The following is a 12,562-nucleotide window of genomic DNA, read 5'->3' on the forward strand; positions in this document are numbered from 1 at the left end:
TAAAGTTAGGATTTTGAATGGCCGTTTATTTAGATTTTGAAAATCATATTAAAGAGATTCAAAATGAAATTGAATTAGCCCTTATTAGAGGCGATGAAGACGCTAAAGAAATCTTAGAAAAAAGATTGGATAAGGAAGTTAAAAGCATTTATTCCAATCTCACTGATTTTCAAAAACTCCAGTTAGCAAGACACCCTGATAGACCCTACGCTATGGATTATATTGATCTCATCTTAAAAGATAAGTATGAAGTCTTTGGGGATAGGCACTATAACGATGATAAAGCGATCGTGTGTTTTATAGGGAAAATTGATAATGTTCCGGTTGTGGTGATCGGAGAAGAAAAAGGCAGAGGGACTAAAAACAAGCTCTTAAGAAATTTCGGCATGCCTAACCCTTGTGGCTATCGTAAGGCTTTGAAAATGGCAAAATTTGCTGAAAAGTTTAATTTGCCTATTTTAATGCTTGTAGATACAGCCGGGGCGTATCCGGGGATTGGTGCAGAAGAAAGAGGCCAGAGTGAAGCGATCGCTAAAAACCTCCAAGAGTTCGCTTCCTTAAAAGTCCCTACTATTTCTGTAATTATCGGTGAAGGGGGTAGTGGTGGCGCGCTAGCAATTGCAGTGGCTGACAAATTGGCTATGATGGAATATTCCATTTTTAGCGTTATATCCCCAGAAGGTTGCGCGGCGATTCTTTGGGATGACCCTAGCAAAACTGAAGTGGCTATTAAAGCGATGAAAATCACGCCCAGAGACTTAAAGGAGGCGGGGCTTATTGATGATATTATCTTAGAGCCTAGCAAAGGGGCTCATAGAGACAAATTTTCAGCCGCCAACACGATCAAAGAGTATTTTTTAGACGCTCTAAGGACTATCCAACAAGACCCTCATTTCCTTGACAACCGCTACCAAAAATTAATGTCGCTTGGTTCGTTTGTAGAGAGCATGAATTAGATCTATAAAAAACTTTACCTTAATGAAAACTTGATAACTGGTTCTTTAGCTTTTAAAATTGTGTTTTTAAACTTTATTTTAAACCCATTCTCTTAAGGAGATAAGGGGTGTTTTGAAATAATTCCCCAACTAAAATCCCCTAAGACCGCTTTTAAAAATACCGCTTGATAAAATCAGGCTCTCTATTATCCAATCTTAAAAATGCAATATTTTTTTATAACCAACGCTCGATAAAAACAAAGCCAAATTTTTCACGACTTGCTATCATTTTAGAAAAAAGCGAATATTTTACATAGTTTGTAAAATAATATAAAAAACATCATTGTGTTACCAATCTGCTATCTCTATCCTTTTGTTTGAATATAAAAAGACAATCATCATGATCAGCGTATTGAATGAAAGCATTCTTATTTTACAATACAAAAGCTAGGTTTAATAGTATTTTAAAAAAGAAAGAAATCCCATGGTTACATATGAAAAAATCAAAAGCCGCTTTTCTAGGAATTGGTCTTTAAGGAATAGGGGCAGGCATTTTGCATCTTCAAGCGTGTATTTTTTCTCACTTTTTGTCATTACAGCGGTTAATAGAAGTAGCGCAGTTGCTTGGTTATTGATGCCTGAACATTTGATTGGGTGGTTTTTGATTTCTTTTAGTGGGGAATTTGTAGTAGACATGGCGTTTGGCAAAAAAAGTAAAATCCTTAAAACCCGCTTTGGAATTTCTATTGTGAGCGGCGTTTCACTATTGCTTGGCGCTTTACCAGCGCATTTGTTTTTTGTATGGTTTGGTTTTATTGATTGGTGGGCTGTCCTTTTTATAGAAGCGGGAGCTGGTCTATTGGTGGGCTGTGTGATACAAAAGATTTTTTTTGGTAAATATTGGGTGGATCGCTATTATTAGGGCTCTCTTTTTTTCAAGCCTGAAAGCGGATTTTCTCATATTCCAATCAATTAAATAAGGGTTACACCCCTACTTAAGGCATCGCATCAAAAACCACGCTGATCCCATTTTTTAAAATAATAGGGTTTTTCGCATCAGTGATATGGATAAAACGCACGCCATCAAGCAAGTTAAGAGCGATTTCTTGTTGTCTGTTTTCTTTAGCAATGATTTGAATGATCTTTAAGTTTTCATCATAAAAAATAATTTTGGGTTGCCACAAAGGGTTATTAGAGCTTATTTTTAAATACGCGTTTTGATTCACGCTCAGCCAGTATTTCCCACTCGCTTCCTTAAACTCCACAGGTTCGCTACTCAAAACTAAGACTCTCGCGTTAGGGAGCTTGATCTTTTGTAAGACAAAGTCGTATTCCCACTCTTTTAAAGACACCCGTCTAATATCCACAAAATCAAAACCATGCCTTTTCATCGTCTCTATCAAAATGTTAGGGTCTAAAACATATTCCGTTTTAAGCTCGTATGAAAAAACATTCTCGCCTGAAGAGCTTTGCATTTTAATGGGCAAAACATACGAATACCCCATCATGCTCAAAGAATTATTGATGCTTTTGGCAAACGCTAGGGGATTGCTTGAAGCCTTGAAAGTGATTTTCAACATGCTTGGCTTGTCAAAATTAAAAGACAAAAGACCGTTTTCTTTGAGAGTGTTGAGCAGTTTCAAGGAATCCAAACGCCCCATTACATAGAAAGCCTTACGATTTTTAAACAAACGCTCTAAAAAAAGCTTGTTCGTATGGTAAGCTCGCTCCCCCATTAAATTCTCAACCTTATCGTTTAAAGCGTCAGCGTTTAAAAGCATTCCCCCAACAATAAAAGCTAAAAAAAGGTTTTTCATTGCTGGAGTTCTTTGTATTGGGCCTCGTTGATGAGCGTTAAGCCTTTATTTGGCTCGTATAAAAACCGCCTGGTTTTGCTGTCGTTATATTCTTGTTCTTGATGGTTGTTTTTAAGACTAAGATGCCCATGCCCAAAACGCAACAACAGGCGGTGGTTTTTGGTTTCTAAAGAATAATTTTTTTTAAAAACCTTTTGAAAGGAGTTTTTTTTCTCATCCAAATCAATCACTTCCACCCAAATATCTCGTTTAGGGATAATGTAAATGGTATTAGGATTTTCTTTGATCGCTTCTTTTCCTTGCTTGTCGTGTTCTGTTTGTTTTTCTTGTTTTTCTTTTGGCTTAGGCGTTGGCTCTGGCTTGTTTTCTTCTGTAGGATTAGCTTCATTGAAAGAACTCTTTTTAGTGCCGGATTTAATAGCACTTTCTTGCTCTCTTTCTTCTTTTAAAGAAGAGCTGTTTTGAATGATAACGACCACTAAAATAATGACAACCACCCCTAAAACGATAACAAAGGGTTTCCATTTGGAAGACTTTTTGGATAATGAAGTATTGGCTTGATTGATGCTGTAATCCAATTCAACCTTAAGGGGTTTTTTTGCTGTTTCTTCAGGGCTTGTTTCTTGATTTTTTTCTTCTCCCACGCCCTCTTTAAAAACACACACTTTGTCAAATTCTTTCACCCATGCGCTCAAATCAATTTTATACTCGCGCTCTAAAATCTGTATAAAACCCCTAGCATGCACCCTTGATAAAGACTCATAGCGTTTTTCCAAGATAGAATGAATATTTTTAGAAGTGATTTTAGTCGTCTTGCAAATTTCTGCCACTCCAACTTCTTTTAGAATCTGCAAATTTTTATCTAAAGTCTTAAGCGATAATTCTTCTAATGCCGCGCCAGAAATATCTTTAGAAACGTTTTGAACATCAGAAAGATCTAAATTTTCTAAACTTTTTTTATTCTGTTCCATTCAATTGACCACCTAGTTGATTTTATCCATTAAGATCCCTGCTGCCACGCTCACATTGAGCGAATCAAAATCCCTTCGCATTTTTACGCTCAATACCATATCCATTTTAGCAAGGATTTTTTTAGACAACCCCTCATGTTCGCTCCCCAAAAAAAGAGCGCATTTTTTTAAGGACAGATTTTCTGCTTGGCTAGAGCCTTGCATGCTCGCGCCCAAACATAAAAACCCGCTCGTTTTCAATTCATTGATTAAATCCAGCGTGTTAGGCATAACGCTAAAAGGCAAATCATACATAAGTCCCAAGCTGGATCGCACAATCCCCTCATAAGCCAATTCTTTAGCAAAATCTAAAATAACGCCATCCATTCCTAAGCAATACGCGCTCCTAAAAATACCTCCAATATTCCCCACATCCGTAATCCCGCAAAGCACCAAAAGTTTTTGAGCTTTTTTAATTTCTTTTAAAGAAACGGCTAAAGGCAGTTCTACTTTAGCTAAAACTCCTTGATGATTGCCCCCCTTAGCCAAGCTTTGCGCTTTTTTATTATCCACTTTGATGATATTAGGGCATGCTTTTTTGAGCGCGAAAAAAAGCTTTTTGTCTATTTCTTTAGAAAGATAGATTTCTTGCAATTTTTCTTTGTGAGAGTTTAGAAGGTGCGTAATCACCTGCTTGCCATAAACCACTGCTTGCATGCTAAACCCCTTTTATTGATTTTTTTCTTCTAACAAACGCTGGAAATAAAGATCTTTAGCGTTTTTTTGTGTCATAGCGGCTTCCATTTTAGCCTTAATTTTAGGAGGTAAATCCAACTCCAACAACGCCGATAGCCCCATGCAAGGCTCTATTTTTTTCTCGTTCAAAAGCACTAAAACCCACTCCCCTTGGATATTATTTTTTTGCAACCGCTCTATGATTTGAGAAACCTCTCCTAAATAATATTGCTGGTGGAGTTTGGTAAGCTCCTTAGCCGCAAACAAATGCATGCCTTGAGCTAAATCGTTTAAATCCCTTAAAGTCTCCAACAATCGGTGCGGGCTTTCATAAAAAACCACCGGGGTTTTTTCTTCTAAATACGCTAAAGCGTTTAAAATTTTAATAATCCTAAAACGCCTTTCCTTGCTCTTATGAGGTAAAAAGCCGGCGTAAAAAAACCGCCCTTCTAAAAACCCGCTCGCGCAAAACACCGTAGTGAGCGCATTAGCCCCGGGCAAAACATCGTATTGGAGGTTGTGTTTTAAAGCGTAAGCGACTAAACTCATGCCCGGATCACTCAAACTAGGCATGCCCGCATCGCTCATCACAGCGATTTCTTTGTCAAAAAAAGAAAGATCTATTTGGTTTAAAAATTCCTGATCGTTGTGCGAATGGAAGGCGATAAACTCCCTTTTTTTAGTAGCGATATTAGGGAAAGAATGGCTAATAATAGGGTTTTGTGCAAGCAAGTGCAACAACCTCTTACTCACCCTTGTATCCTCGCACAAAAAAACCTCGCAACGCTCTAAAACTTCTAAAGTGCGTAGCGTGATGTCAGCGAGATTACCTATAGGAGTGGGCAAAAAATACAGCACAAAAAGCCACGCTTTTTAAAAGAGTTACTTCAAGTTGTAGCGTTGCTTGAATTTCTCTACTCTCCCTGCAGTGTCAGCGATCTTATCGCTACCGGTATAGAAAGGGTGGCAAAAGCTAGAAATATCAATACGCATTTCAGGTTTGGTGCTTAAAACTTCAATTTCTTTCCCGCTCGTTACGCAAGTAACTTTGCATGGGATATATTCGGGGTGAATGCCTTTTTTCATCAAGTATCCTTTATTCTTAAATTTAAACTTAAAATTATAGCATAAGTAACAATAAATTAAAACCACTCTAAAGTTAAAATAAAATTTGACTTTGTTAAAAAAATTATGATAGCATAACAAAGCATTACGAAATTTAACGCTTGTGGCATGCACCACTTATTAGCATCTTTTGATTACACTAATTCTTTAAGAATGCTTTAGCTTTTTGTACTTTTATCTTAATTGAAACAACTAGAAACCTCTTTTTAATTAAAAGGAAATTTAATGAACGAAAACGCACCTACGCACAAAAGTTCGCACAAGGTCAAAACCCACACGCCAGTGAGCGGTTATCACATTGAAGATTTACGCACCTACCCTACTGAAAAGCTTTTAGAAATCGCTAACAAGCTCAAAGTGGAAAACCCCCAAGAATTCAAACGACAAGACTTGATGTTTGAAATTTTAAAAACCCAAGTCACGCAAGGCGGATACATTCTTTTTACCGGGATTTTAGAAATCATGCCTGATGGCTATGGCTTTTTAAGAGGGTTTGACGGGAGTTTTTCAGACGGGCATAACGACACATATGTTAGCCCTTCTCAAATCAGGCGTTTTGCTTTAAGGAATGGCGATATTGTTACCGGTCAAGTGCGATCCCCCAAAGACCAGGAAAAATACTACGCCCTTTTAAAAATAGAAGCCATCAATTATTTGCCTTCAGATGAGATTAAAAACCGCCCTTTGTTTGACAATCTAACCCCCCTATTCCCTGATGAACAAATCAAATTAGAATACGAACCCACTAAAGTTACCGGCAGGATGCTGGATTTATTCAGCCCTGTGGGGAAAGGTCAAAGGGCTTTGATCGTTGCGCCACCAAGGACTGGGAAAACGGAGCTGATGAAAGAGCTCGCCCAAGGCATCACTTCTAACCACCCTGAAGTGGAGCTGATTATCCTTTTAGTGGATGAGCGCCCTGAAGAAGTTACAGACATGCAACGAAGCGTTAAAGGTCAAGTTTTTAGCTCCACTTTTGATTTGCCAGCCAATAATCACATAAGGATCGCTGAATTGGTTTTAGAAAGGGCTAAAAGGCGAGTGGAAATGGGTAAAGATGTGGTGGTTTTATTGGATTCTATCACCCGTTTAGCAAGGGCGTATAACGCCGTAACGCCCTCAAGCGGTAAGGTTTTAAGTGGGGGTGTGGATGCGAACGCCTTGCACAGGCCCAAGCGCTTTTTTGGGGCCGCAAGGAATATTGAAGAAGGTGGGAGCTTGACGATTATCGCTACGGCGTTGATTGAAACGGGATCTAGAATGGATGAGGTGATTTTTGAAGAATTTAAAGGCACCGGGAATAGCGAAATCGTTTTAGCGAGGAATATTGCGGATAGGCGCATTTACCCGGCCTTTGATATTTTAAAATCCGGCACACGAAAAGACAATATCTTGCTTGGCAAAGACCGCTTGACTAAAGTGTGGGTTTTAAGGAATGTGATGCAACAAATGGACGACATAGAAGCCTTAAGCTTTGTGTATTCTAAAATGCAACAAACTAAGGACAATGAAGAATTTTTAAATTTAATGAATGAAAAATAAAATCCCTAATTAATCCCATTAAATTAAAAATAGTGTCATGAAAATAGGCGTTTTTGATAGCGGTGTGGGAGGGTTTAGCGTTTTAAAAAGCCTCTTAAAAGCGCAACTATTTGATGAAATCATCTATTATGGCGATAGCGCTAGAGTGCCTTATGGCACTAAAGACCCCACCACGATCAAGCAATTTGGCTTAGAGGCTTTGGATTTTTTCAAACCGCACCAGATTAAATTATTGATTGTAGCATGCAACACAGCAAGCGCTCTAGCTTTAGAAGAGATGCAAAAGCATTCCAAAATCCCTATTGTGGGCGTGATTGAGCCAAGCATTTTAGCGATCAAGCGGCAAGTGGAGAATAAAAACGCCCCTATTTTGGTGCTAGGGACAAAAGCGACGATTCAATCCAACGCCTATGACAACGCCCTGAAACAACAAGGCTATTTGAACGTTTCGCATTTAGCCACTTCTCTTTTTGTGCCTTTGATTGAAGAAAGTATTTTAGAGGGTGAATTGTTAGAAACTTGCATGCGTTATTATTTCACTCCCTTAAAGATTTTACCTGAAGTGATTATTTTAGGTTGCACGCATTTTCCCTTAATCGCTCAAAAAATTGAGGGCTATTTTATGGGGCATTTTGCCCTTCCAACGCCCCCTCTACTCATCCATTCTGGCGATGCTATTGTTGAATATTTGCAGCAAAAATACGCCCTTAAAAAAAATACACACGCATTCCCTAAAGTGGAATTTCATGCGAGCGGCGATGTGATCTGGCTAGAAAAACAAGCTAAAGAATGGCTCAAATTGTAACGCTAATAAAATAACTCAATTCCAAAAAAGGGCTATAGCTCACATTATAAAGGGTATTGTGTTGATTATAAAAAGCGCTTTAGAGAGATTTACGAAAGTGTTTTGAAGCGGATAATATCTAATGGCTATCTTTGGAAAAGATTACCTATCTGCAGACTTGCAAAATAGCGCTAAAGATATTCTTCTCATCGCTTCGCAAATTCTCAAAGAAAGACTTTTTACCCACAAAAATGAGATTTTCTTTTGCCCTAGAAATAGCTACATTCAAGCGTTTAGAATCTAGCAAGAAAGAAAGATTACCATAAGTTTTCACGGTGGAATAAATGATAATATCTGCCTCCTCGCCTTGAAAGGCATCCACAGTGTCTATTTTGATCTCATCAAAATTCTTGAAGCCGCATTTTTCCACTTCTGATCGCAAGCGTCTTTTTTGGGCATTATAAGGTGTGATAATTCCTATGGTTTTTCTGATTTTTCTTTGGTTAAGAGCGCGATTGATTTGCTCTAAAAGCTCTATGATTTTTTGAACTTGAGCTTTGTTATAGCTACTTGTTTTTTCTAGTTGATGCTCTCTTTATAACCCTTAATTAATTCCGCACTATAGCACGAACCCACTAGCACAATCAAATTTAATTTTAAGCAAAGGGTTAAGTTTTTTTGGGTTAGGAAACATCTTTGCAGGCTTTAAAGAACAAAACCTTTCGTTAGTGTCTGTTGGGATATTTTAAGTTAAAAAACCCCTCGCTTTTAGCAAGGGGTGGTTTTTGCGTTTTTGGTGTTCCTTAATCCTTTAAGATTTTTGGAAACCACCTTTTGTATTAACATTTTTGATTCCATGCTCCGCATTTTCCCTCTCCAAGCAGTAATATCCTGTAGAAAATGCATTGGCTAAAAATTGCGTAAAGCCAGACTTAACGTCTTTTACAGCATTGTTCAACTTGGTGGAAAACTTGAACGAATCAGAATAATCTTTCATATTCTTCTGGTTGAAGCCAATTTTATCATACTCTGACAAAGGAACGCTTCCCACATTATGTGCAACTATCTTATCATTCACGAGCTTGAGCCACTCAGGGTTTTTTTGCGTTAGCATACCGGTCGCTTTTTCATTGATTGCTCCATTTTGGATATTGCTATTAATGCGTGTGTGGCTATTAGTAGCGTAATTGTCTAGTTTCGCTGACAAACTAGCAGGTACTTTTTTTGCACTTTCAACCCATAGATTCACAGTATTGTGTTTTGCAGAATCTTTGAGCTTGTCTATCGTTTGCTCTAGATTGCCAAAAAAACCTGCTTTAGCTTCTGATACCGCTTGATTGAGATTGTCAATTTTCTGAGCCAATTTTTGCTCCCTTGAAATCCCTACCTTACTGAGATCATCAACTTTATCATGCCTTTTCAAAGGGAAAGGTCCGCCAAGATCATCAATCGTAGCATAAATGGGTTCAGGGCTAACTGATCGCCCTACCTTACTGAGATCATCAACTTTATCATGCCTTTTCAAAGGGAAAGGTCCGCCAAGATCATCAATCGTAGCATAAATGGGTTCAGGGCTAACTGATCGCCCTACCTTACTGAGATCATCAACTTTATCATGCCTTTTCAAAGGGAAAGGTCCGCCGAGATCATCAATCGTAGCATAAATGGGTTCAGGGCTAACTGATCGCCCTACCTTACTGAGATCATCAACTTTATCATGCCTTTTCAAAGGGAAGCCCGCTGCTTGCCCTACACCACCCAAACCACTTGCTATTCGATTGAGTCGGTCAATTTTTGCATTTACCTTTTTAGCAACTTGAGCGTAAATGGATTCTTCAGGGCTAGCTACTTGTCCTGCTTTCTTTTTATTAACTTTAGCATAAATGGGTTCGTTTTTGAGTCCATTATTGTTATTGTTATTGAAATTTCCAAGTTTTGCATTCAACTCTTTCTTGATGTCCGAAAAGTTTTTAGAAAGAGTTGTGGCTTCTGCTTTAGATAACCCATTACCGACTAGGGTTCCATTCACACCATCCTTAACGGATTGGTATAGTGCAGAATTTTTTCCAGTATTGAAATCTTCATTTTTTTGAGCTTGTTGAGCCAATTGCTCCTTTGAGAAGTTTTTGAGATCGGCTAACGCTTGCTCTACCCCACTGAAATCACCCGTTGCTTTAGCCACTGATACCGCTTGATTGAGATCATCAACTTTATCCGTTATCTTTTGATTGATGATCACATCTTTAACGGAATTTTCAAGGTCGCTTTTTGCTTGCGTTACCTTGCTGAGATCCTTATTTTTGCCATTTTTGAAGTCATTCAAAGCTGCATTAAGGTTTTCAACTTTTGAAATCCATTCTGGATTGATACCTAAATCTTTCACCGAGCCTTTAAGGGCTTTTAGCGTTTCTTCTGCCTTGTTGAAATCCTTATTTTTGCCATTTTTGAATTCATCAAAAGATTTACTAAAGTCTTTCAAATCCTTGTTGATATTTTCAAGTTTATCAGACAATTCCCTTTTGATGCCTTTAAGATTCTGAGCGTAAGCGATTGCTCTTGCATCCCTACTAGCCTCTTTATTGATCAACGCAAAAATCTCATCTTTTTGGCTGTTAGCTTGAGCTTTTGCTTCCATTTTATTTTTGTTGCCGCTTTTGCTCTCCAATTTTTTCTCTACTTCTTTCTCTAAATGCTCTCGTTTCCTTAGAGATTTTTCAAGATCTTTCTGAGCTTTTTTCACTTCATCATAGTTGCCTGTGTTTTTAGCGTCAGCTACAGCTTTATTGAAGTTTAAAGCTTTTCCAACCAATTCTTTGTTGCTGCTCAAAAAGTCTTTGATGAGCTTATTAACATCTTGTAGGGACAATCCTTTAGCGACTAGTTTATCCTCTAAATTCCGCCTTACGAAACTAGTGATAGCGAGATTATTTAAATCAGGCAAATTAAAGACAGCTACCTTGCTAAAGCCTGCGTCTAAATGGGAAACGCCATTCGTAGCGCCTACACCCTTATTGGGATTCTTGGAGGCGTTGGTGTATTTGAAATTAGAATAATCAACAAACATCACGCCATCATGTTTTAGGTTACCTTGGAGAGTGACATTTTTCTCCCTATCTAAAGCTTTATCTGCTTTTTTCCCATAATCTTTGAGAGTGTAGCTCAAATCCCCCTTATTAAACTCAGTAATTAAAGCTGAATGTTTTGGGTCTTTTTTAGAAACAAAAGCAATACGATCATTCCCTAGGGCGTCTAAATAAGGCTTAGAGTCTTTTTGAAAATCCTTAATCTCATTTCGGAATTTTTCTTTCTCTTTCTCGCTCAAGTTGTCTAATTTAGCATTGTTTTGTGCAAGAAATTCCATGAAATCTATTTTGTTTTGGATCTCTTCTTGACTCAATGCTCGTTGTGAGCCTGTGAGTTGGTCTTCTTTGTAGAGATAAAAACTAGGGTTGTTAATCCCTTTCTCACCACCTGCTATGACTAAGCCACTGCCGTTTTTCATATGCACATTAATTATTGTAGCCACATTGTTACCTTGTTGGTCTTTATAACCAACGGTGGCGTTCTAATCGTGCTTGGCTCCAAAACCACCATTGCCCGCATACAATAATGAAACTTTTTCAGGTTCTATGCCATTATGACTCCCCATTAACACAGAAGACAGAGCGTTATTGTGAATCAATAATTGGTTGAACTTGTAATTGGGATCAATGTCAGCGACTCCCTCAACATCTAACATTTCCATATCGCCAAGAGTGAATTTAGAAAAATTACCCCTTTCATCAAGCAAATCCCTAGATTCAGGCGGTAAGCCTTGTATGTCGGTGGTGGTAGTGGCTATATCTGGTTGGACATGGGGAACTGGTTCTTGATTGATTGCTTCTTTGACATCAGAAGATTGTTTTTTGTCAAATATGAATGATAAAAAAATATCCAACCAATCCCCACCAGTAGGCCCTCCATTTTTTTCTGCTTCTTGCCTTTCTTTCAAAGATTCATCAAACACGCCCATGAACTTTTGATCCGTTCGGATTTGATTCCCTATGATAATTCCTGCAAAAGATTGTTTGGCAGATTTCAAAAACTCTGCTTTTTCTTTGTCATCAGGGATAGGGGGTTGTATGGTATGTTCCATAAAATTTCGGATCGATCGGGTGTTGATTTTAGACGGATCGTTTTGATGGGACACCCAACTTGTGAAAATTTGGTAACGCTGATCCCCAAATTTCTGAAAGCTCTTTGTGGAAGATTCCACATCAATGAGATTGTCTTTGTTGATTAAATCATTGATCTTATTGATAAAGTCTGAAAAATACTGATTCTTTTTGGTAGGATTTTTGATCGCTTTATTGGAGTATTCTTCCCTTAATTGCGAGATTCCATCAAAAGCTTGCCTGTTATCCCTATCATTCTTATCAACGATTGGTTTTTGATCAGGATCAAATGAAGCGACAGCGTTATCAAGCTTAAGAAAAGCTACCTGAAGATTATTAATAAATTGCTGCGGGTTAAAAGCCGCTTCGGTTTGTGGTTGTTGGTCAATAGTTTCGTTAGTCATTGTTTCTCCTTACTATACCTAGTTTCATACCTATCGGTATCTTATTGGTATCAAAGACTGCTAAAAACCGCTACACACTTTGAGTAGTCAGTTCATGTCTTTGAACATTGTCATTA

General features: G+C 38.1%; 10 protein-coding genes and 1 pseudogene. 4 read left to right on the plus strand and 7 right to left on the minus strand.

The window, feature by feature from the left end:
- Window positions 1-17: 17 nt before the first annotated feature.
- Window positions 18-956 (plus strand): acetyl-CoA carboxylase carboxyl transferase subunit alpha, encoded by a 939-nt coding sequence (accA, locus tag HPB14_RS03885; protein WP_000312023.1) that lies wholly within the window; start codon window positions 18-20, stop codon window positions 954-956.
- A 463-nt stretch (window positions 957-1,419) separates the two neighbouring features.
- The gene (locus HPB14_RS03890) at window positions 1,420-1,857 is read left to right on the plus strand and encodes a hypothetical protein (protein WP_000259330.1); all 438 of its coding nucleotides are present in this window, start codon (window positions 1,420-1,422) and stop codon (window positions 1,855-1,857) included.
- A gap of 73 nt (window positions 1,858-1,930) precedes the next feature.
- Here the strand turns inward: HPB14_RS03890 and HPB14_RS03895 are convergent, their stop codons facing one another.
- The 5 genes from HPB14_RS03895 to rpmE are packed head-to-tail and all read right to left on the minus strand — an operon-like array spanning window position 1,931 to window position 5,523.
- Window positions 1,931-2,752 carry a hypothetical protein gene (locus tag HPB14_RS03895; RefSeq protein WP_000792815.1) on the minus strand — a complete coding sequence of 274 codons (822 nt, stop codon included), beginning with the start codon at window positions 2,750-2,752 and terminating at the stop codon, window positions 1,931-1,933.
- Window positions 2,749-3,723 (minus strand): hypothetical protein, encoded by a 975-nt coding sequence (locus HPB14_RS03900; protein ID WP_000437325.1) that lies wholly within the window; start codon window positions 3,721-3,723, stop codon window positions 2,749-2,751. The genes HPB14_RS03895 and HPB14_RS03900 overlap by 4 nt, the downstream gene beginning before the upstream one ends.
- Before the next feature lie 12 nt (window positions 3,724-3,735).
- Entirely contained in the window at window positions 3,736-4,419 is a 684-nt protein-coding gene (gene rlmB / locus HPB14_RS03905) for a 23S rRNA (guanosine(2251)-2'-O)-methyltransferase RlmB (RefSeq protein ID WP_001149454.1), read from the minus strand.
- 12 nt (window positions 4,420-4,431) lie between these two features.
- Entirely contained in the window at window positions 4,432-5,295 is an 864-nt protein-coding gene (gene rsmI / locus HPB14_RS03910; RefSeq protein WP_000965337.1) for a 16S rRNA (cytidine(1402)-2'-O)-methyltransferase, read from the minus strand.
- A gap of 24 nt (window positions 5,296-5,319) precedes the next feature.
- On the minus strand, window positions 5,320-5,523 hold the full coding sequence (gene rpmE / locus HPB14_RS03915; RefSeq protein WP_000715278.1) for a 50S ribosomal protein L31: 204 nt from the start codon (window positions 5,521-5,523) through the stop codon (window positions 5,320-5,322).
- Between the two features lie 264 nt (window positions 5,524-5,787).
- Between rpmE and rho the strand changes: the two genes are divergently transcribed.
- Window positions 5,788-7,104, plus strand: a complete 1,317-nt coding sequence (rho, locus tag HPB14_RS03920) for a transcription termination factor Rho (RefSeq protein ID WP_001004709.1) — start codon at window positions 5,788-5,790, stop codon at window positions 7,102-7,104.
- 37 nt (window positions 7,105-7,141) lie between these two features.
- On the plus strand, window positions 7,142-7,909 hold the full coding sequence (gene murI / locus HPB14_RS03925) for a glutamate racemase (RefSeq protein ID WP_000690345.1): 768 nt from the start codon (window positions 7,142-7,144) through the stop codon (window positions 7,907-7,909).
- Between the two features lie 145 nt (window positions 7,910-8,054).
- On the opposite strand, the gene HPB14_RS07925 is transcribed toward murI, so the two are convergent.
- Both HPB14_RS07925 and cagA read right to left on the minus strand, forming a co-directional pair.
- Window positions 8,055-8,429 (minus strand): C-terminal helicase domain-containing protein, encoded by a 375-nt coding sequence (locus HPB14_RS07925; RefSeq protein WP_181372395.1) that lies wholly within the window; start codon window positions 8,427-8,429, stop codon window positions 8,055-8,057.
- A 270-nt stretch (window positions 8,430-8,699) separates the two neighbouring features.
- Window positions 8,700-12,446, minus strand: a pseudogene (cagA, locus tag HPB14_RS03935) (type IV secretion system oncogenic effector CagA).
- Window positions 12,447-12,562 lie beyond the last annotated feature (116 nt).

The organism is Helicobacter pylori HUP-B14 (assembly GCF_000259235.1).
Taxonomy (GTDB): domain Bacteria; phylum Campylobacterota; class Campylobacteria; order Campylobacterales; family Helicobacteraceae; genus Helicobacter; species Helicobacter pylori_CU.